Genomic DNA, 19,631 nt, shown 5'->3' on the forward strand with positions numbered 1-19,631 from the left:
GGCAACAGCAATGTCTACGGCTTTTACCCCTTCTGGTTCTCCCCCCTTGCAGATGCTCCCGCTGAAAGCGAGGAGGTCCCGCCCGCCCCTACCCCCATCGATTTCGGGCTGATCAGTCGGGTGGCATTCTACGGCTTGGAATTCAATTTCGAGTTTCCGGATGCCGCCGCAGGCGACCGGAACCTGCAGCTGAAAAATGTGACGCATTGGGTGAAGATGAAGCGCGACTTCATCAACAGCGCACACCGGCACCGCGCCGAAGTCGATCTCGCCTTTGATCTGCGCAACTGGGCGGAGTGGTCGGAGCGCGAGTTGTCTTATGCAATCGAGCGCATTGTGGATCAATCGGGGCCCATCGAGCGGTTTCGCGACCACTCGCTCAATGGCATAAGGGATGCAATCCCGACGCTTTTTGACACGATGCAACCGGATGGCGTCACCCTGATTTTCGAGGATTATTCCGGCCGGCCCAACGACGATGTAAACGCCAGCAAAATGATCAGCATCATTGAGCAGGTGCAAAATGAAGTCACCCAGCGCGGTCAGTCCGTGAACGTCGCTTTCGACTTCTCCCTGATCGATGTCTCCCCGAGCGAAGCGCTGATGAACGATCTGCGCGAATTGCTGATTGCTGGCGAAGATGGCGAAAAGACAGTCAACAAAATCCTCGTTTTCCTCGAACGGCCCACCACGGAGACCAAAAAGAACCTGCGCGCGCGCATGGACCACGGCGATTTTCGCGGCACGGAACGGTCCACCGTGTTGCGCAGCATCATCCCGGTTCTGCCGCCTGCAGCGCATGAATTCGTGAAACAACGCCCGCTTGACGATCAGGACCCGGATCCGAACAAAGAGGCCTTTAGCCAGTTTGTCGATGACGTGGTTTATTTTCAGGATAACTTTGCAGGCATCGGTTTCTGGCCTGTCCCGCTGGTTGATGCGCCTGAAACGCCCAGACTGGCCGAGATCATCGCGTCTGAATGGAACGCGCCGACCTTGCCTGCGGAACTGGCGATCATACAAGGCACCTTTGATCAGGTCTGCACCTGGTCCTGCCCAAGACGCGCCTATATCGCGCTCGTCACGATGGCCGTTTTTGCGGTGGTTGCCTTGCTCACATGGCGGTCCTTCTACAGCGGATTGGTGGATAAGATCGCGTTCCGTCTGGGGTTTGTGCGCGTTGGAGTGGCGGGTATTCTGGCGATGCTGGTCATACTGACCGTCTGTGACCATAAGGCGGTCTGGCCCCAGGTCTTCCTGATTGCGCTGATCCTTCTGCTTTTGCTCACGCTGCTGTTCAATTTCATCCAACGTGCCCGCAATGGTCCCAAACCCTAGCCAAAGTGGCCTGACAGGGCGCAATCCCTGGCGGGCAATGCCACGCTCGCGTGTCATCGAAAATCTGCTAGCCTGATGGTGTCCGGATGTTTCGAACCGCTGGAGAGCCGCATGTCGCTGACAGAAAAACCCGCAATCACGCCTGAACGCCTCGCGTTTTATGAGAAGATCGACAAGGAAGCCTTCACCCCGCTCTGGGAAGTCATGTCGAGCATCATCACCCCGGAGCCCAAGAGCGATTGCCAGCCCCATCTTTGGAGGTTCGCCAATGCGAAGGCGCATCTACTGGAAGCCGGTGGCCTGATCAGCGCTAAGGCGGCGGAGCGGCGCGTTCTGATCCTCGAAAACCCCGGGCTGCGCGGGACCTCAAAGATTACCACATCGCTTTATGCTGGGCTGCAACTGGTCATGCCGGGGGAGGTCGCGCCAGCACATCGTCACAGCCAGACGGCATTGCGGTTCGTGCTGGATGGGTCCGGCGCGCATACGGCCGTCAACGGAGAGCGGACCGAGATGCGGTACGGTGACTTTGTCATCACGCCGCCCAATGCATGGCATGATCACGGAAACGAAACGCGTGAATCGATGATCTGGCTCGATGGGTTGGACATTCCGCTGGTGTCCTTTTTCGATGCGTCTTTTGCGGAAGGGTTCGACGCCGAGGCACAACCGTTAACGCGGGAAACGGGTGACAGTCTGGCGCGATATGGCGCCAATATGCTGCCGGTCGATTTCGAGACAAAATCCGCGGCCTCACCAATCTTCAACTATCCTTACGAACGCTCTCGGGCAGCTTTGGAAAAGATGAAAGAGCAAGCGGATTGGGATCCCTGCCACGGGTTGAAAATGCGTTATGTGAACCCGAATGATGGCGGATACGCGATGCCGACGATGGCAACCTTCCTGCAGCTTCTGCCAAAGGCATTCCAAACGGCAGCCTATCGCGCCACAGATGCAACCGTCTTCACTGTTGTCGAAGGGACCGGGCGCAGCACCATCGGTGACAAGACCTATGAATGGGGTCCAAAGGACATCTTCGTCGCGCCCTCGTGGCGCTGGATCAGGCATGAAGCCGATGAAGAGACGGTGATTTTCTCCTACTCGGACAGGGCCGCGCAAGAGAAGCTGGGCCTTTTCCGCCAGGATCGCGGCAATAATTGACGATAGGACAACTTCATGAACAGCGCGCCCGTTGTTATCTTGCACACGGACAATCCGGAGCCGGCATTGCAGATCGCCACCGCCGCGCATCCTGATCTGGAGTTCCATACCTGCGATTCATACGCCGCTTTGCCGCAGATGATTGCGGATACTGCTGCCGAGGTGGTCTATTCCGTGCGCTTTGCCGGCACGCCTGGCTTTCCCCGCGACGCCACTGTGAACAGCGCGACAGTTCGCTGGCTGTCTGTTGGGGGGTCGGGCACGGATCATCTGGGCACATGGGACAGCAAACGGCTGACCGTGACCAACGCAGCGGGGGTCGCGGCTGATATGATGGCCGAATACACGCTGGGCGCGATGCTGCATTTCTCGCTGGACCTGCCCGGGTTCAGGCGCGCGCAAAAGGAACGCCATTGGAGCGCTGGAAAGGTTGAACCCATTGCAGGCAAAACCATTCTCATCGTTGGTTTGGGAAAAACCGGGCAGGCCATTGCGCAGCGTTGCAAAGCCCTCGGGCTGACGGTTTTGGGGGTGCGTGCACGCCCTGCGCCGCTTGACCACGTTGATGTGGTGCAGGGCATGGCAGATCTGCCAGATCTTTGGCCACAAGCGGATTTCATTGCGGTGTGCGTGCCGCTGCTGGACAGCACCCTTGGCATGATTGACGCCACAGCGATCAAGATGATGAAACGCAACGCCGTTCTGATAGATGTATCCCGCGGGGGCGTTGTCGATCAGAAAGCACTGGCGCAGGCGCTTCAGAAAAACGCGCTCAAAGGAGCGGCCTTGGATGTATTTGAAACGGAACCATTGCCCGAGGACAGCCCGTTCTGGGAGATGCCGAATGTCATCGTGACCCCGCATTGCGCATCCGTGTATGACGGTTGGGATTTGAAATCGGTGCGCATGTTTTGCGACAACCTGACGAGATACCGGCGCGGCACACCGCTATTGAACATCGTTGATCCCATGCGCGGGTATTGAGCCTGCGCCACGCGCTTAGCACCCTTTACAGGCAATCAAACAGCCGCCCCGGCGCGTCAGGATGACGGGTTAGGTCCAACGCCTGCGAGATCGCGAAAATCATCGCCTGGTTGGAGGTGACCACAGGCTTGCCGAGCCTTGCTTCGATCCGTGCAATAGCCTCAACCGACCGCATATCGGTGCAGGAGAGAACAATCGCCTGCGCCTGTGGGTGATCTGCCTGCAGGGCAAGGTCATAGACCTCCGGGGGTGTCAGCGCCCCCTGTCCGTAGTTTCCAAGATCGCGCCCGATATCGGCACGCTGAACAACGTCGACGCCCTCTTGAGCCAAAAATGCAATCGCCTGATCATTGATGTCGCCGATGTAGGGCGATGCAAAACCAACCCGTGTGATGGCCAGTGCGTTCAGCGCGATGATCAGCGACCCCGCAGCTGTAAAGGACAACGCACCGGAGAGCTCCGCGATCCGTGCCGCAAGTTCGCGATCAAAGGTGCGCCCGTGTGTCAGCGTCGCCGAGGTGCAGCCATAGAGCACCGCCGCCGGGCGGACACCGGAAATCAAGCGCAGGTTTTCCGAGATATCGGAAGCGCCGAGCTTGGCCATCTGATCGGAACCGGGTATTTCATCGATGTCGTACCCCCCCATCCGTTCGAAATGCACGGTGCAGCCGGGCGGGCACAGCGCCATCATATCCGGCTCCAGATTGCAGTTGGTAAAGGGCACAAGCACCCCGATTTTCGGCCCGGTGCGATCACTTTTCATCTGCGGCCTCCCGCACCAGAATATCGGCAACGGTCGTCATCACGTCCTGCGTTCCGATGGTGACGCGCAGACAAGACCCAAGACCGTATCCACCCATCGCGCGCAGAACATATCCTTCGGCACGCAGGAGGGTATCTGCCCGGGTGGCGCGCTCGGCAGCGGCATAGGCGATCAGCACGAAATTCGTGTGGCTCTCCGGAACGGTTAATCCGGCCTGCCGCAATTGGCGGGAAAAACCATCCCGTATTTGCACGGTCTGGCTCACGATCCCGCGCATGTGCGCCTGATCGCGCATCGCTGCCGCTGCCATCTGCTGGCTGACACGCGGGACGTTGTTCGGGTTAAGGAGCTTGCGCACCTCTGGGAAGATTGTGCCGGGAAACAGCCCCCAGCCAACACGCGCGGAGGCCAAACCGTAAGCCTTGGAAAAGCTACGGATCACAATAGTATTCCCGCGCGCCACCAGCGCAAAGACGTCGCGCGGGTCCTGATCGTCAAATTCGCCGTAGGCCTGATCCACCACCAACAGTACCGTGCCGGGCAACCCATCGCGCAACCGGGAAATTTCTGCATTGGCGATCCGCGTCCCCGTGGGATTGCCGGGGTTGCAAATGAAAACGACACGCGTTCTGGCCGTGACTTTTTCCAGCATGCGGTCAACTGAAACGGTAAAACCGGTTTCTGCGGCTGCAATATATGTTGCGCCCGCCTGTTGTGCGGCGGTGGCCGCAAAGAGATAGCCGTATTGCGATCCTAGAACCTCATCCCCTGGTCCGGCGAAGGCGCGAATGACGCATCCGATCAATTCCATCGATCCCGCGCCACAGAGAACCTGCTCAGGCCGGACTGCGTGCACCTCTGCAATGGCGCGGCGCAGGTCCCCCCAATCCGGGTCGGGGTAAAGTGGTCCGTCACGCAGAGCCTGCGTTCCTGCATCGATCGCTGTCGGGCTGGGAGCGAAAGCGCATTCATTCTGCGCCAGCGAGATCGCAGTGCTGTTACCGAGGTCAGCAAGCGCATAGGCGGGCATGTCCGCCACGGATTTTACCGCGCGGATCATGTCCTGACCCCGTAGAGCGCATGCGCGGCCTTCGGTGTGACAACGCCACACTTCACATCAGATTGCATCGCCGCCCGGTCGCGCAGCGCAGGATCGCCAAAACCGCCGCCACCCGGCGTTTCAAAAGTCAACCGTTCCCCGGCATCAACCCGCAGCTCGCATTTGCCCGGAATGTCATCCGCGCGACCGCTGACGCGAATGCGCCCCGGTGCGCCGGATTGCCCGCCCTGTCGCCCCGCCGCCGGGTTTTCAAGACGCTCAACGGACAGGAACACCAGAAAGGGCTGATCGATTGCGGAGGACAATTCGATCACCTGACCCAGACCCCCCCGATATTGACCGGCACCGCCTGAGTCGGGGCGTAACTCGCGCCTCCAGATGGTGACGGGCGCAACGGCTTCGGCGATTTCGACCTGGCTGCCGAAGACGCCAGAGGGAAACGCGGTCGCCGACAGCCCGTCGGAGGTCGGGCGCGCGCCCGTACCCCCGTTGTGCACCAGTTCGATGGCAAATCTGCGCCCGCCATTCCGCGCCGCGTCAGCCGTGTGACGCATTGGCAAATCATACATGCAGGAAGCCCCTTCGGCGGGGATCAGATCGGGCAAGGCCTGATGCAAACACCCCAGCACAAGGTCAGGTGTCATTTGGCCCAGCGTATGGCGCATCGCTACCGGCGCGGGATGCTCTGCGTTCAGAATGCATCCCGGCGGCCCGGTCACCACGAAGGGGGCCAATGAGCCTGCGTTGTTTGGAATATCCGGCCCGATGATACAGCGCATCGCAAATACCGAATAGGCCGCAGCATAGTTCAGCGGCACATTGATGCCTTTGGATGAACAGGGCGATGTCCCGGCGAAATCCAGATGCAGGCCGTCCTTGCGCACGGTCAGCGTCGCACGCAGGGTTAGGGGGACATCATAGCCATCCATCGTCATTTCATTGATGTATCGCCCCTCCGGAACCTGGCTGATGGCATCCAGCGTCCCCCGTCGGGAGGTTTCAATGATATAGTGTGACAGGCGATCAAGATCGCTGAGATCGAATTCAGTCATCATCGCCGACAGCCGGGCCGCACCCGCTTCACAACAGGCGATAAGCGCATAGATATCGCCCTCGTTGGCGATGGGTTCGCGTGAATTGGCCTGCACGATGTCCATCAACAAGGTGTTGACGGTGCCCTGATCCACCAGTTTGCAGGGCGGGATCAACAGACCCTCATCGTAGACATCTGAGCCTTCAGGGCCCATCCCGAGCCCTCCCAAATCCACCAGATGTGAGGTGCATGACGTATAGCCAACCACATGCCCTTGCCGGAACACCGGCATCATCAGCAAGAAGTCGTTCAGATGCCCCGACGCCAGCCAGGGATCGTTCGTCATGTAGATGTCACCGGGTTTCATGGTCTCCGCCGGGAAACGCGCGCGCAGGTGTTTCACCGCCTCCGCCATCGTGTTGATATGCCCCGGGGTGCCGGTGACGGCCTGCGCAAGCATCTCGCCGCGGGCGTCGAAAATACCAGCCGAAATATCACCGCATTCCCGCACAATCGGCGAGAAGGCCGCGCGGATCAGGGTCTGCGCCTGTTCTTCGACAACGGCCAGCAGGCGGTTCCACATCACTTGTAGGTGGGCGGGCGAGATATCAGTCACTTTGGGTCTCCCGGGTCAGAATGAGGGTGCCGCGCATGTCCACGTCCAGCGTGAAATCTGCGCCCACAAATGTGGTTGTTTGCGGCTCTGCGATCAGCGCCGGCCCGGACAGATGGTCACCCGGTCTGAGCACCTCTCGCGGCACAAAAGCCGCATCGCGAAAAACCCCGCTGACGTCGCAGAAGATGCGCTTTGTCCGGGTCGGCTGGATATGTCGCAAGCGGGGTTGCGCGGTGATTTCGGACAAGGGCCGCATGGGTGTCGAAAGAAGCACCGACCAATTCAGAATCTCGATGTTCATACCGGGCACGGGCCGCGAAAACTGAGCGGAATAGGCGGTTTCAAACGCAGTGGTCAGCGATTTCAGATCTTCCGCTGAGATCGCGCGATCCGGCAGCGTAATTTCGATCTCATGCCCCTGCCCGTGATAGCGCATATAGGCCGATCGGCGGGTGGTGATTGGTGCTTCGGCGTCACCCTGGCGCACCACTGCAAGGGCTTCACGGCACATGTCACCCAGCAACCTGTTGATCGCCGCAATGTCCATTTCTGCCAATAACGCGTAGCGGCTGCGCACGATCTCGAAGGACAAAGGCGCAAACAGAAACCCCAACGCGGAGCCGACACTGGGGTTGGTCGGGATCAGAACCCGGGACACCCCGGCACTGCGGGCCACGCGACATGCATGCAGCGGCCCGTTACCGCCAAAGGCGATCATCGTACGCTGGCTCAACACCTTACCTGATTCCACCGCATGGGTGCGCGCAGCACTGGCCATGCTTTCATCGACTATACGGCTCACCCCATCCGCCGCGCCGCAAGCATCCAGACCCAGCGGCATGCCAAGTGTTGTCAGAAGCACCTCCTCCGCTGCCGCCGTTTCGATTGCAAACTGACCTTCGGCAAAATTTTCCGCCTGAATATAGCCGAGCACCACATCCGCATCTGTGACGGTCGGATCACCCCCTCCCCGACCAAAAGCCACCGGTCCAGGCTCTGATCCCGCGCTTTTGGGTCCGACCGTCAACCGCCCCAGGCGGTCCACCGCGGCAATGGATCCGCCGCCAGCGCCGATCTCGATCATGTCAATCACGGGGATGCGTACTGGCATGCCGGACCCCTTGATGAACCGCGCCGCCCGACCAATTTCGAACTGCCGGGAGGTTTGCGGCGTGGCATCATCGATCAGGCACAGCTTGGCCGTCGTGCCGCCCATATCAAATGAAAGCACCGCGCCAAGATCGTTTTCCCTGGCAATCCGGGCTGCCAGGATCGCGCCACCTGCAGGACCGCTTTCAACCAGCCGGATCGGGAACTGGCCTGCCGTATGCAATGTGGTCATGCCACCCCCCGCCGTCATCATCAGGATCGGGCACCGCAGCCCTTTTGATTTGAACGCAGAGGCAAAGGCGTCAAGGTAACGGGCCATCAGCGGCTGGATATAGGCATTGGCCACGGTGGTGCAGAGCCGGTCAAACTCTCGCGCTTCGGGGCTGACCTCGGAACTGATGGAGATCCGCAGATCCGGGCGCACCTCCTGTAAAAGGTGCCGCAGCCGCTGCTCATGCGCGGAGTTTGCATAAGCATGCATCAGACAGATTGCCACCGCTTCGGCCTTGCAGTCATCCATCTTGGCGATCAGATCCGCGATGCTGGCCTCGTCCAGGGCGATCAAAACCTCTCCCGAGGCGGACATGCGTTCGCGCACCGTCAACGCGCGATCCCGGGGCACCAGGAAATCGGTCTTTTGCAAATTGATATCGTATTGGCTGTAGCGCCGTTCGTAGCCAATTTCGAGGATGTCGCGAAATCCTTCGGTCGTAATCGTTGCAACCCGCGCCCCACGCTTCTCGATCAGCGCATTGGTGGCCAGGGTGGTGCCGTGGATGAACCCCGTGATATCCTTCATGCTTGCAGTGGCGTCCGCCAACGCCCGCGTCGCACCAAGGAGAGCACCTTCTGCCGGATTATCATGCGTGGTCAATGTTTTGGTCGAAGCGATGACCGCATCCGCCGCATCAACCAGCACGGTGTCGGTGAAGGTACCACCAATATCGATGGCAAGCCGCAAGGGCGCAAGAAATGTCATGTGGGATGGTCCGGAGCACGTTCAGGGGGGGATCGGCGTTCAACCCGCCCTAACTCGCGACGAGATCACACCCCGTGACCCGACGCATCATCGGTGCGTAAACGAAAACTGTCTTGGCGGCGCTGTTTGTCATGCAATCGGTCTTTGTACCCTGCGCCGATTAACGATGCCCAAGCCGGTATCTGTCAACAACAATCTGACGTCGGAGCGTTTAGCAGATAGGGCGCATGTCTAATGCGTCAGATCTTTGGCATAGATGTCGTGCACCCATCGCGGCACGTGGCTCAAGACAAAAGACACCTGACCGTTTTTGAACGACAGCACCCGTTTGGGCGGTTCGTTCAGGGCCGAATTGTCAAAGACATGGCCCACATCGCTCAGCAGCACCGCCTGACGGATCAGTGGCCCGTTGCGATCGTATCGTCCCCTGATCTTCTCCTCCGGCACCGCGTGACCGCCTTCCCTGACCCGCTCGGTGACACGCGCCACAGACAAATCAGGATGTGCGACGCCCACATGAAACAGCATGATCCGGTAGCCAAGCGCCTTTGCCTGCTGGATCAGTTCCAGTTTGGAGGGGTGCGAAAAGACAGATTCCGTGGCGAAGCTCTTGCCCGCTTTGAGCAGTTTATCCCGCCGTTCCGCCGCCAATCGGGCCGCTTTGTAGGCGGAATCCAGATCGTCCTGCTGTAATTCATTGCGATGAATTTCATCGGCATTGATGAATGGCGCCGCAAAGCCCGGTCGCACGCGCGTCTCGAAAAGAGTGGATTTGCCCGCGCCATTCGGTCCGGCCAGCATCACCAGAGTGGGCCGCTTGTTTGGGGTCACTCTTTGGCGGCGGATGCCTGATGCACCAGCTCACCCGCATCTGTCATCCCGACGCCACGACCGAGCTGTTTGCGGTTTGCAAAAAACGCATGTTCCGCATCGCCGGGTTCTGCCATGTCCTCGGCAAATTGCGCAAACCAGACCTCCTGCTCTTCGGCAGTCAGATCATCCGGCGACAGCGCGGCCTCCAACGCCGCGCTGACATGCGCGTAGTCAAAGGCGGGTGATTGTTCGATCGCGCGACCGATGTTGATCCAATGGGTAATCTGCCCGGCCACAGACCGGCTTTGCAGGCTGGATTCTTTGCGGACATACCGCATCACATCATCGGCAAGCTTCACTGACTGAGCCATTGTGGTTTCTCCATCCAAGAGGTGGCAAATTGCTACCTTCTCCATATATGGCACCTAAATTGCAAATGTCCAGTTAATGCCGCGCATAACACTAAGCGTCTGCGCGCTCACGTTACCCGCATCAAACAACCATGTTCCGCTGGCTGTCCATCCCCATGGAGACAAGCAGCGGCACCTGTTTCTGTCGTTTCTGAAAATCCTGCTTACTGCGCATGCCGCGCCACTCCGCGAGGATCAGAGACTGTGCAACAGCGCCGCCAAGTGTTGATCCCGGTCCGGTGATGATAAAGAGGTCTGGCGCAAATTCACGGGCGGCCACTGAGACCGCGCGGGTGAAATCATAGGTTTCGGTCACCTGATGCCCCAGCGTGTACTCCCAAAGCGCCCCGGTTTTGGTGGCCCCCGGCCACCAGATGGCACCGCGCCCGTCGATCATGGGTATGGCCGGTTGTCCAAAACCGGCGACGTCGATCTGATCCCTGCCCTGTTTTGCGACATCGGACTGCAAACCTGTGTGGAACGCCGCGTGGTTGGGCAAACGCATCGGAAAGCGATCCTGCGTGCGGGGCACTGCAGCTTCGAAGGCGGAAAGCCCCGCCTCGTTTCCGGCCAGAACCAGCATCCCACCCAGATCAATGGACAGGGCAAGAACATGGTCCGCCTGTGCGTTGATCTCATGCACCTGCGCCATCAAATCGGCCTTGCGCGCAGGATCGGCGCGCCAATCCTCGCCAACAAAGGGATAGATCAATTGCCCGCCGATCATCGCCGCCTGCATCAATGTGCCCATGGTATTGGCCAGATTGAAGCCAGCGTTCGCTGACACCGCCCCAGCGCAAGCCAGAGCGGAATACCACCCCATGGAGTTGCCAGTGACCGCAACAACCTCGATCCGGTCCCGGTCGATTGACAGGAAATCGCCAAGCGTGGCGGCATAAATCAACCCGGATGCATTGTCGCCACGGCTGTGCCGGGCGCTCGAATAACGCGGCGCGCTGTCCAGTTCCGTCAACGTCGTTTGCCCCGCGTTTTCACGCAGCACATCAAAACCAGTCAGCATGTCCGCATCCGGGAAATGCTGTGCGAGGTAGCCAAGCTCAGCCTTGTTATAGGTCCCGCGTCCCGGGCAGATCACCACGGCTGTTGTCATTGCGCGCCCTCCCAAAGCGCGTGCGCCGCCGCGATGATGCTGTCCGAGGACGGCATTGTCGCCGCATAGGCAGGTCCGGTTGCGATGAAGCTGTCTTCGGCGGCCAGACGGGCATGGGGCATTTCCGTACGCTCGCTCAGCAAAGCCATCAGCGCTTCAGACACCCCGCCCGTTCTGCGGGTTTCATCCACGATCAACGCATGCGAGCAGCCTTTCAATGCTGCCAGCAGCGCCGCCTCCGGCAAGGGGGACAGCCACCGCAGGTCAATCGCCCGCGTATCAATTCCATCCTGCTCCAACACCGCTTGCGCCTGTCTGGACAACAAGTGCCCGTTGCCAAAGCTGACGATGGCCAGCGGTCCGTCGCCTGTCACACCAACCTCCCGAAAGGCGATGCGTTCATCTTGCGGCGGATAAAGCTGCATCCACTCGCCATCACCGGCCTTATGCAGATCACGCATGGGATAAAGCGCAATGGGCTCCAGAAACACCACGACGCGCTGCTCTTCGCGGGCCAGTCGCACGCATTCACGCAGCATCTTTGCCGCATCTGCCCCATGCGAGGGACAGGCCAGGATCAAGCCAGGGATGTCGCGCAGGACCGCCACCGAATTGTCATTGTGAAAGTGACCGCCAAAGCCTTTCTGATAGCCCAGACCCGCAATCCGCACCACCATCGGGTTGGTGAATTGCCCATTCGAGAAAAACGGCAAGGTGGCCGCTTCGCCCCGCAGTTGATCCTCGGCATTATGCAGATAGGCCAGAAACTGGATCTCCGGGATTGGCAGAAACCCGTTCTGAGCCATCCCGATGCCAAGGCCCAGAATGGATTGCTCATCCAGCAGGGTATCGATGGCGCGGTCCGGACCAAACCGGGACAGGAGCTTTTGCGTCACCCCGTAAACGCCGCCTTTGCGCCCCACGTCTTCGCCCAGCAGGACGATTTCGGGATGGGTCAGCATCAGATCGGTCAGCGCCCAGTTGATCAGGCGCGACATGATTTGCGGCTCCTGCATCGCTTTGAGGTCACCGCCAAACGCTGCGGCGCGCGCCTCAGGCGTCGGCCCATTTGTCGGACGACAGATCCGCTTGGGCGGGATCAACGAGGCCATGACATCGCTGGCCGTGCGCAACTTCGGGCGTGTGATCACCTCCGCCGCGACGCGTTCGACACGCGCACAGGTTTCCTTGTAGATCCCGAGCGCCTCTGGCACCGCCAGCGCGCCGCTCTCCTGCAACAATCGCACCGCGTGCAGCAGCGGATCGTTGGCCTCATCCGCCTCAACTTCATCCCGGCTGAGATAGGTCGTCGGCACATCGGCACCCGCATGACCATAAAGCCGCACGGTTCGGATATGCAGGAATGCCGGTTTACGCTGGATGCGGACATACTGCGCCGCTTCGGACGCCACCCGGAAGGTGTCGTAAACATCCAGCCCATCGCAATAAAAATACCGCAACCCCGGACGGTTTGCGAAACTGGCCGCGATCCACCCTTTCGGGGTCTTGACCGAAATCCCAATTCCGTTGTCTTCACAGACAAATAGCAGGGGCAAAGGGACATTCTGATAGGACGTCCAGGATGCAGTGTTGAATGCACCCTGGGCCGTTGAATGATTGGCCGAGGCATCCCCGAATGAGCAGAGCACCAGGCTATCGGGCGCGAGCTGCTGATGTTCGGGCCGATGTCTGCGCGCGGCGCCGATGGCATAGGCGGTGCCGACGGCCTTTGGCAAATGCGATGCGATTGTCGACGTTTGCGGCGGGATCATCAGCGCCTTGGAACCAAGCACCTTGTGACGCCCACCCGATATCGGATCCTCGGAGGAGGCCGCAAAGCTCAGCAACATGTCCCAGGCGGGCGACTGTCCGGGCACCTGCCCTGCCCGCGCAATCTGAAACGCCGCATCCCGGTAGTGCAGAAATGCCATATCTGTCGGACGCAGCGCAGCCGCGACAGCCGCCATCCCTTCATGCCCGGAAGAGCCGATGGTGTAGAACCCCTCGCCCGCCTTTTGCATCTTGCGCGATTGCATATCGAGCGCACGGCTCAGGCACCCCGCCCGAAAAATCGCAACAGCAGTTTCAGAGGGCAGTGGCCCCGCCGCGCGCTGACCTGTCGGCAAATCACCCGCAGCAACGCGTCTGAGGAAGTTTTCGTGAACAATTGCGGCGCGGTCCATCAGAACACCTTCAACGCGTGCGACAGGCGCATTGACTGCCCATCAGCGCCAGTGTTTGGGAGATACTTTTCATTCTCATCACATCTGATTTGTCGGATTCCCCGGACAATGGCATGTTTTTCAGGCGGATGTTATCGATATCCACGCACATTTGTTGGAGGGAATCTCACATGTTTGGGCCGCGCCGCCTTTTGCCATCGATCCCGTCACTTCTGGCGTTGGAAGCCGTTGACCGGCTGGGAAGCGCGACAGCGGCCGCAGAAGAAATGTCGCTGACACACAGCGCCGTCAGCCGTCAGATCAAGGTGCTGGAGGGCCAGATCGGCATGCGACTTGTCACGCGGGAGGGCGCGCGGCTGAAACTGACACCCGCCGCGCGGGACTACTGCGAAAGGGTACGGATCATCCTTGGCGATCTGTCGCAAAGCACGCTCACCCTGCGCGCCAATCCCTCGGGTGGCAGCCTCAACCTGGCGATCCTACCCGCATTTGGGGTGCATTGGCTGGCACCGCGCCTGAAATCCTTCGCAGTCGATCATCCCGAAGTAACGGTCAATCTGTCGACCCGTCTGGTACCCTTCGACTTTGCACAGGAACGGCTTGACGCAGCACTGCATTACGGTGCGCGCGACTGGCGCGGCGTGAATTATCTCCCCCTTGCCGATGAGCGTGTTCTACCTGTCTGTGCGCCGAGGTATCTGAATGCGAAAGCCGTTGGCCCCGCGGATTTGGCGCAGTGCCCCCTGCTCCATCTCGCAACCCGGCCAAATGCCTGGGAGGATTGGTTTCGCGCGCAGGGCGTGGACACCAGCAGCCTGCCGGGCATGCTAATCGACCAGTTCTCGACCATTGCGCAGGCGGCGATCCATGGCATGGGCATTGCCTTGCTTCCTGACTATCTCGCACAGGCAGAGATTGAGCGCGGCAGACTTGTGTCCGCCTGGGGCACGCCCACCCTGACGGCCGGGCACTACTATCTGGTCTGGCCCGAGGAAAATCCGACGAAACCACAGGTGGCGCATCTTGTTGAATGGCTGCAGGGTGTCGTCTAGGCCAGACGCCTCTCAGCCAAACCAAGGCGCACTTTGACCACCAGCCAATTTGACGATTCGCCGCGGTGGCGGTGACGCCTGAAAACTGCCCCTCGCACATCGCTGCATCGTCGATTTATCCGACGCTCGGACCTTCAGGCAGCAGACCGGGTCCAGATATCGAGCGAAAATCTTCCGGTCTGGAAAATTTTCCGACAAAAATACTCAGGAAGCTTGATTTTCCGTCTCAAAAAGTATCTGACTGTTTTAGTAACCAATTCTAAGGGGGCTTTCATGCCACGTACCTCCCGGGTCATTGCCACATCGTTGACCGCGATCGCCCTGGCATGTGGACCAACAATCGCCGCCGCCACCGGGGAGTTGAACCTCTATTCCTCACGGCATTACGACACGGATGAGCGGTTGTACTCGGACTTCACCGAAGCGACCGGGATCACGATCAACCGCATCGAAGGCAAAGCCGACGAATTGATCGCACGGATGGAAGCCGAAGGCGTCAACAGCCCGGCGGATGTCCTGCTGACCGTCGATACGTCGCGGCTCGAACGCGCCAAGAATGCGGGCGTTCTGCAACAGATTGACAGCGCAGTTCTGGAAACCCGCGTCCCTGCCAATCTGCAGGACGAAGACAATCAGTGGTTTGGGTTCTCGCAGCGCGCCCGCATCATCTTTTACGACAAAGCCGACGTGGCGGAACCGCCGATGTCCTATGCCGATCTGGCAGACCCCAAATACGCCGGGCAGGTGTGCCATCGATCATCTACCAATGTTTATTCGCAAACGCTGTTGGCTGCCGTGATTGAAAATTTCGGTGTTGAAGCGGCGAAATCCTGGGCGCAGGGCGTTGTCGATAATTTCGCACGCGCGCCGCAGGGCGGCGATACCGATCAGCTGCGCGGTCTGGTGTCGGGGGAGTGCGATATCTCGATCTCCAACACCTATTACTTTGCGCGGGCGCTGCGCAAAGACGTCAGCGATCTGTCCAGTGACATCGATAAAATCGGCTGGGTCTTTCCCGCGCAGAACGCCGAGGGCGCGCATGTCAACCTGTCGGGCGGTGGCGTGGCCAAACACGCGCCGAATCGGGACAACGCCATCCTATTCATGGAATACCTGACCAGCGATCAGGCGCAGCAGTATTTCTCCGCCGGCAATGACGAATACCCCGCCGTGCCCGGTGTCGCCATCAGCGCTTCGGTGGCGAAACTTGGCCTTTTCAAAGCGGACACGGCGGATCTGTCGAAAGTCGCAAAGAATGTGCCAGAGGCCCAGAAAATATTCATCGACGTTGGCTGGGACTAACATCCGGCCAACGCGCACACGAACCGAAACATCCAGAAGACCAAGCCCATTCTGTCTTCCCAGCCACCCAACAAGGGGCAGCCCGGAACACGCCAAAACCCGGAGGCAAAGATGACGAAGAACAAGAAAACAGATGACCAGAAACGAAACGCCTGCTGCCGGAGAGAGATAATGCAAGCCGCAATGATGGGTCTCGTGGAGACAGAGATCGCGCTTGAACATGTCTTTGACCGGTTGGGCCGAGGACTATGATGGCCTTGACACAAACCCCGCCCAAAGCCATCCAGACCACCCCGGAAACGGAAAATCTGCCTGCCTACAACGCACGTGAAATCGTTGGCAAAGGCACGCAGGCCCGCCTCGTTCTGGACGGTCAGACCTATTTCCTGCGCATCACCCGCGCCGGCAAACTGATCCTCACAAAATGACGCCGGAACTGAACAAACGGGGCGGGGTCACCATTGGCAGCCTGTCCACCCTATGCCCTTGGGAAGCCTTGCTGGTCCGCGAATTGCGGTTGTGGTGCGCCGGGCCCTCCGGTCAGGCAGCGGTATGGCGTGACTACGCGTCGCATCTGTCCTCGGAGATGGCGGCGCAGGAAATTCGGGTGTTCGGCGATCTGATCACCCTGCTGTCGCGCAACGCGCGCAGGCCTTTGGTGCATCATTGCGTGGACTGCGACTGCCTCGGCGCTGATGAAGGCGTTTTCCTGCACATCGTGGGCGCCGCCAGTGAGGGAGATCTGGGGGACGCCGCGATGCTGGCGGGCCTCGTGGTTTTGCCCGCACATGCCGAACATGTTGCGCTGCTTGCCGCACAGGTGGGCACCGTCACGCGCCGCATCAGCCGGTCCGCCGCGAAACACAAAAAACCCGGTGACGCTACAAATGTCGTCCGGCTTCACTGACCCGAATTCAATTTAGAGGAAAGCCAACCATGAAATTCAGACTATCAGCCATCCTGGGCACCGTTGCGGTCATCGCCAGCCCGGTCTATGCGGACAAAGCCGCGGTGCTGGACAATTACGCCAACATCGCGCTGGCCAAATACAGCGACAGCCTGACAACGGCGCAGGCCTTGCAATCTGCAGTGACCGGGCTGATCGAGGCGCCCTCCGCCGAGGCGCTCCAGACCGCAAAACAGGCCTGGATCAGCGCCCGCGTGCCCTATCAGCAGACCGAGGTCTACCGTTTTGGCAACGCGATTGTCGATGATTGGGAAGGCAAGGTGAACGCCTGGCCGCTCGACGAGGGGCTGATCGATTATGTGGATGCCTCCTATGGCGGCGCCACGGATGAAAACGAATATGCCGTGTTGAACGTGATTGCCAATCCCAGCTTTACATTGTCCGGCGAAACGGTGGATGCGAGCGAGATCACCCCTGCCCTGCTCGAAGGTGAGCTGCACGAAGCCGATGAGGTCGAAAGCAATGTAGCGACCGGCTATCACGCCATCGAATTTCTGCTCTGGGGTCAGGATCTGAACGGCCACGGCGCAGGCGCGGGTGCGCGTCCCTGGACAGACTATGCCATGGGCGATGCCTGCACCGGCGGGAACTGCGACCGCCGCGGCGACTATCTGAAAGCGGCTACGGACCTTCTGGTCTCGGACCTTGAATGGATGGTCACGCAATGGCAGGACGGCGGCGAAGCCCGCGCCCAACTCATCGCAGACGAAACTGCCGGGATTTCCACGATCCTGACGGGCATGGGTTCGCTCAGCTACGGTGAGCAGGCAGGCGAGCGCATGAAGCTCGGCGTTCTGCTGAACGATCCCGAAGAAGAGCATGATTGCTTCTCCGACAACACCCACAACAGCCATTTCTACGACGCGCTTGGCATTCGCAACGTCTATCTGGGCAGTTATACGGCGATTGATGGCACCGTGGTGTCGGGTCCCTCGCTGGCCGCGCTTGTTGCAGAAGCAGATAGCGCCGTAGACACCGAATTGCGCGCGAAACTGGACGCCACCATGTTGGAAATGTCGGAGATGAAGACCGCAGCAGAAGCCGGTTTTGCCTACGATATGATGCTGGAACGCGGCAATGAAAAGGGCGAGGCGTTGATCATGGGGGCCGTCGATGCTCTGGTGGATCAGACCCGTTCCATCGAACGGGCCGTTGCTGCCCTTGGGGTCGATCAGATTGCCTTCGAAGGGTCCGACAGCCTGGATGATCCCAACGCCGTTTTCCAATAACGGTTTTGCGCAGAGTGTTCTTCTCCCCTTAAATCTCTGCGCAAACCACCTATTTGGGTGGTGCCACGCGCCGGTCTCTGATCGCTTCGACCGGCGCGTGTTTAACGATCAAATGACTGTCCCCCGCCAGCATCTGCAGCAAGGTTCATCTCATGCCCAAGACGCCCAGCCCCTGTATTGACGTGTGCAAATACAAACGTCAGGGCCATTGCATCGGGTGTTCCATGACCAAAACGCAGAAATCCATGTTCAAAGCGTTGAAGAAAGACAGCCACCGCACCGCATTTGTGCAGATGTTGACGGCGCAACAGGACCAGATGGGCGCATTCAAGCATTGGCAGAAAGCTTACCGCAAAAAGCTGACGAAACGAAAAATCGCGGCAGAGGATGTTCTCTAGCCGCGATCTTTACCGATCTGGAACTGGCGTCTAGCTCAGATGGGCCCGCAGGAACCAGGCAAATTTCTCATGCTCTTGTCCGCGCGCAATACACAGATCTTCGGTCAGCGTGTCGCCATGGGAGGCCGCCAGCTCACCGGCACCGGCGAGCGTGCTGGCCAGCGTGACCTGCGCGTCCATCATCATGCGGATCATTTCCTGATCACTGGCGTTACCATCGTGTTCTTTGATCTTTGAACGCTTGAGCATACCCGCCAGCGTGCCTTCGGCGTGTGCGTCGATGGCCCGAACACGCTCCGCAAGATCATCCTGCGCGACAAAATGATCTTCATAGATTTTCTGGAAGAGATCGTGCAGCGGGCCAAATGCCATGCCCTTTACGTTCCAATGAAAATTTTGTGCCAGCATCGTCGTCACTGCGGTTTCGGCAACGGACTGGTTCAAAGCGTCGGCAATTTGTGATTTAGCATCTGGTGTCAATGCGGCTGCAGTCTGCGTCATCTGCGCTCTCCCTCGATCTATTGGATGTCGGCTGGCTGGCGAAGTGCTGGCTGGCTGTGACCGAAACATAGTGCCTGATCACGGCTTGCCAAGCCTTTTTTAGAATTATTCTAATTCGGAGTGAATTGCTCGGAAATACGCGCCAGCAAAAATCCGATGTACCGCCGATCATGCGCTGCGACACGGGACCGCAACAAAAAGGTCAGGCTGGTGGCGTCGGCGGTACTGAAAGCCCGCAAACACTGCATGAGCCAGGCCTCGTCGAATGATAATTCCGCCACACCCGGCCGATACCAGACAACGGATTTGTTCAGCGCCGACCCAAGGCATTTGACCAGCGTGGCAACAAACGTGCGCTTGGCGTCCTCGCCGTCCAATGACAACAGCGCACAGGCCTCGAAGAGGTCGGTCCGGGCCGCCGCCCTGCACCCCAGCGCGGTCATCCGCAAATGGGTCAGAACCTCGCGCGCGCCGATATCCAGGACCGGCGGCGTAGCCTCCTGCTCAGCAGGAAATACCGAAGCGGGGGTCTGTTGCGTGATGGGCATCATGTCGCAGCTCTTTTTTCGATAGTGACGGGTGGGGGACTCGCCAATGATAATTCCTGAGTATAGTTATAGG

Annotated in this window: 18 protein-coding genes and 1 pseudogene; 9 read left to right on the top strand and 10 right to left on the bottom strand. The window is 59.4% G+C overall.

Annotated features, from left to right (window positions below):
• The 3 genes and pseudogenes from Q1A20_RS23445 to Q1A20_RS23455 form a co-directional block, all read left to right on the top strand.
• Window positions 1–1,338, top strand: a pseudogene (locus Q1A20_RS23445) (hypothetical protein); the annotation flags it as partial.
• Window positions 1,339–1,449: 111 nt separating this feature from the next.
• On the top strand, window positions 1,450–2,499 hold the full coding sequence (gene gtdA / locus Q1A20_RS23450) for a gentisate 1,2-dioxygenase (RefSeq protein ID WP_299919073.1): 1,050 nt from the start codon (window positions 1,450–1,452) through the stop codon (window positions 2,497–2,499).
• A gap of 15 nt (window positions 2,500–2,514) precedes the next feature.
• The gene (locus tag Q1A20_RS23455; RefSeq protein ID WP_299919075.1) at window positions 2,515–3,483 is read left to right on the top strand and encodes a D-2-hydroxyacid dehydrogenase; all 969 of its coding nucleotides are present in this window, start codon (window positions 2,515–2,517) and stop codon (window positions 3,481–3,483) included.
• Between the two features lie 25 nt (window positions 3,484–3,508).
• Here Q1A20_RS23455 and Q1A20_RS23460 read toward each other — a convergent pair whose 3' ends face one another.
• The 8 genes from Q1A20_RS23460 to Q1A20_RS23495 form a co-directional block, all read right to left on the bottom strand.
• Entirely contained in the window at window positions 3,509–4,246 is a 738-nt protein-coding gene (locus tag Q1A20_RS23460; protein ID WP_299410736.1) for an Asp/Glu racemase, read from the bottom strand.
• Complete coding sequence (locus Q1A20_RS23465) at window positions 4,236–5,306, bottom strand: histidinol-phosphate transaminase (RefSeq protein ID WP_299410738.1); 1,071 nt, start codon at window positions 5,304–5,306, stop codon at window positions 4,236–4,238. The genes Q1A20_RS23460 and Q1A20_RS23465 overlap by 11 nt, the downstream gene beginning before the upstream one ends.
• On the bottom strand, window positions 5,303–6,955 hold the full coding sequence (locus Q1A20_RS23470) for a hydantoinase B/oxoprolinase family protein (RefSeq protein ID WP_299919077.1): 1,653 nt from the start codon (window positions 6,953–6,955) through the stop codon (window positions 5,303–5,305). The genes Q1A20_RS23465 and Q1A20_RS23470 overlap by 4 nt, the downstream gene beginning before the upstream one ends.
• Window positions 6,948–9,044 carry a hydantoinase/oxoprolinase family protein gene (locus tag Q1A20_RS23475; RefSeq protein WP_299919079.1) on the bottom strand — a complete coding sequence of 699 codons (2,097 nt, stop codon included), beginning with the start codon at window positions 9,042–9,044 and terminating at the stop codon, window positions 6,948–6,950. Before Q1A20_RS23475 ends, Q1A20_RS23470 begins: the two co-directional genes overlap by 8 nt.
• 231 nt (window positions 9,045–9,275) lie before the next feature.
• Window positions 9,276–9,875, bottom strand: coding sequence for a zeta toxin family protein (locus tag Q1A20_RS23480; RefSeq protein ID WP_299410743.1), 600 nt, complete (start codon window positions 9,873–9,875; stop codon window positions 9,276–9,278).
• A complete protein-coding gene (locus Q1A20_RS23485; RefSeq protein WP_298976540.1) occupies window positions 9,872–10,228 on the bottom strand; it encodes a hypothetical protein in 357 nt (118 codons plus the stop codon). Before Q1A20_RS23485 ends, Q1A20_RS23480 begins: the two co-directional genes overlap by 4 nt.
• Before the next feature lie 121 nt (window positions 10,229–10,349).
• Window positions 10,350–11,378, bottom strand: a complete 1,029-nt coding sequence (locus tag Q1A20_RS23490; RefSeq protein ID WP_299919081.1) for an ACP S-malonyltransferase — start codon at window positions 11,376–11,378, stop codon at window positions 10,350–10,352.
• Entirely contained in the window at window positions 11,375–13,561 is a 2,187-nt protein-coding gene (locus Q1A20_RS23495; RefSeq protein WP_299919083.1) for a thiamine pyrophosphate-dependent enzyme, read from the bottom strand. The genes Q1A20_RS23490 and Q1A20_RS23495 overlap by 4 nt, the downstream gene beginning before the upstream one ends.
• A gap of 170 nt (window positions 13,562–13,731) precedes the next feature.
• Here Q1A20_RS23495 and Q1A20_RS23500 point away from each other — a divergent pair, with 170 nt between their 5' ends.
• The 6 genes from Q1A20_RS23500 (at window position 13,732) to Q1A20_RS23525 (ending at window position 18,509) form a co-directional block, all read left to right on the top strand.
• Window positions 13,732–14,613, top strand: coding sequence for a LysR family transcriptional regulator (locus Q1A20_RS23500; RefSeq protein WP_299919085.1), 882 nt, complete (start codon window positions 13,732–13,734; stop codon window positions 14,611–14,613).
• Between the two features lie 273 nt (window positions 14,614–14,886).
• The gene (locus tag Q1A20_RS23505) at window positions 14,887–15,915 is read left to right on the top strand and encodes an extracellular solute-binding protein (RefSeq protein ID WP_299919087.1); all 1,029 of its coding nucleotides are present in this window, start codon (window positions 14,887–14,889) and stop codon (window positions 15,913–15,915) included.
• A gap of 251 nt (window positions 15,916–16,166) precedes the next feature.
• Entirely contained in the window at window positions 16,167–16,343 is a 177-nt protein-coding gene (gene hemP, locus Q1A20_RS23510; RefSeq protein WP_299507555.1) for a hemin uptake protein HemP, read from the top strand.
• The gene (locus Q1A20_RS23515; protein ID WP_298976530.1) at window positions 16,340–16,822 is read left to right on the top strand and encodes a hypothetical protein; all 483 of its coding nucleotides are present in this window, start codon (window positions 16,340–16,342) and stop codon (window positions 16,820–16,822) included. Before hemP ends, Q1A20_RS23515 begins: the two co-directional genes overlap by 4 nt.
• Window positions 16,823–16,851: 29 nt before the next feature.
• Window positions 16,852–18,111 (top strand): imelysin family protein, encoded by a 1,260-nt coding sequence (locus tag Q1A20_RS23520; RefSeq protein WP_299919089.1) that lies wholly within the window; start codon window positions 16,852–16,854, stop codon window positions 18,109–18,111.
• A 152-nt stretch (window positions 18,112–18,263) separates the two neighbouring features.
• Window positions 18,264–18,509 (top strand): DUF1289 domain-containing protein, encoded by a 246-nt coding sequence (locus Q1A20_RS23525; protein ID WP_299919091.1) that lies wholly within the window; start codon window positions 18,264–18,266, stop codon window positions 18,507–18,509.
• Window positions 18,510–18,539: 30 nt separating this feature from the next.
• Here the strand turns inward: Q1A20_RS23525 and Q1A20_RS23530 are convergent, their stop codons facing one another.
• Both Q1A20_RS23530 and Q1A20_RS23535 read right to left on the bottom strand, forming a co-directional pair.
• Entirely contained in the window at window positions 18,540–19,010 is a 471-nt protein-coding gene (locus Q1A20_RS23530; protein ID WP_299919093.1) for a DNA starvation/stationary phase protection protein, read from the bottom strand.
• A gap of 110 nt (window positions 19,011–19,120) precedes the next feature.
• Window positions 19,121–19,561 carry a hypothetical protein gene (locus Q1A20_RS23535; protein WP_299410755.1) on the bottom strand — a complete coding sequence of 147 codons (441 nt, stop codon included), beginning with the start codon at window positions 19,559–19,561 and terminating at the stop codon, window positions 19,121–19,123.
• Window positions 19,562–19,631: the final 70 nt, after the last annotated feature.

It is taken from the genome of uncultured Roseobacter sp. (assembly GCF_947501835.1).
In the GTDB taxonomy this organism is placed as follows: Bacteria; Pseudomonadota; Alphaproteobacteria; order Rhodobacterales; family Rhodobacteraceae; genus Roseobacter.

What these genes read in the sequence shown, in the direction of transcription:
- hemP (WP_299507555.1), top strand. Translation starts at nt 16,167, where the DNA reads ATGGCCTTGACACAAACCCCGCCCAAAGCCATCCAGACCACCCCGGAA.
- Q1A20_RS23515 (WP_298976530.1), top strand. Translation starts at nt 16,340, where the DNA reads ATGACGCCGGAACTGAACAAACGGGGCGGGGTCACCATTGGCAGCCTG.
- Q1A20_RS23535 (WP_299410755.1), bottom strand. Translation starts at nt 19,561, where the DNA reads ATGATGCCCATCACGCAACAGACCCCCGCTTCGGTATTTCCTGCTGAG.
- Q1A20_RS23465 (WP_299410738.1), bottom strand. Translation starts at nt 5,306, where the DNA reads ATGATCCGCGCGGTAAAATCCGTGGCGGACATGCCCGCCTATGCGCTT.
- Q1A20_RS23485 (WP_298976540.1), bottom strand. Translation starts at nt 10,228, where the DNA reads ATGGCTCAGTCAGTGAAGCTTGCCGATGATGTGATGCGGTATGTCCGC.
- Q1A20_RS23500 (WP_299919085.1), top strand. Translation starts at nt 13,732, where the DNA reads ATGTTTGGGCCGCGCCGCCTTTTGCCATCGATCCCGTCACTTCTGGCG.
- Q1A20_RS23455 (WP_299919075.1), top strand. Translation starts at nt 2,515, where the DNA reads ATGAACAGCGCGCCCGTTGTTATCTTGCACACGGACAATCCGGAGCCG.
- Q1A20_RS23530 (WP_299919093.1), bottom strand. Translation starts at nt 19,010, where the DNA reads ATGACGCAGACTGCAGCCGCATTGACACCAGATGCTAAATCACAAATT.
- Q1A20_RS23525 (WP_299919091.1), top strand. Translation starts at nt 18,264, where the DNA reads ATGCCCAAGACGCCCAGCCCCTGTATTGACGTGTGCAAATACAAACGT.
- Q1A20_RS23520 (WP_299919089.1), top strand. Translation starts at nt 16,852, where the DNA reads ATGAAATTCAGACTATCAGCCATCCTGGGCACCGTTGCGGTCATCGCC.
- Q1A20_RS23475 (WP_299919079.1), bottom strand. Translation starts at nt 9,044, where the DNA reads ATGACATTTCTTGCGCCCTTGCGGCTTGCCATCGATATTGGTGGTACC.
- Q1A20_RS23460 (WP_299410736.1), bottom strand. Translation starts at nt 4,246, where the DNA reads ATGAAAAGTGATCGCACCGGGCCGAAAATCGGGGTGCTTGTGCCCTTT.
- gtdA (WP_299919073.1), top strand. Translation starts at nt 1,450, where the DNA reads ATGTCGCTGACAGAAAAACCCGCAATCACGCCTGAACGCCTCGCGTTT.
- Q1A20_RS23490 (WP_299919081.1), bottom strand. Translation starts at nt 11,378, where the DNA reads ATGACAACAGCCGTGGTGATCTGCCCGGGACGCGGGACCTATAACAAG.
- Q1A20_RS23505 (WP_299919087.1), top strand. Translation starts at nt 14,887, where the DNA reads ATGCCACGTACCTCCCGGGTCATTGCCACATCGTTGACCGCGATCGCC.
- Q1A20_RS23495 (WP_299919083.1), bottom strand. Translation starts at nt 13,561, where the DNA reads ATGGACCGCGCCGCAATTGTTCACGAAAACTTCCTCAGACGCGTTGCT.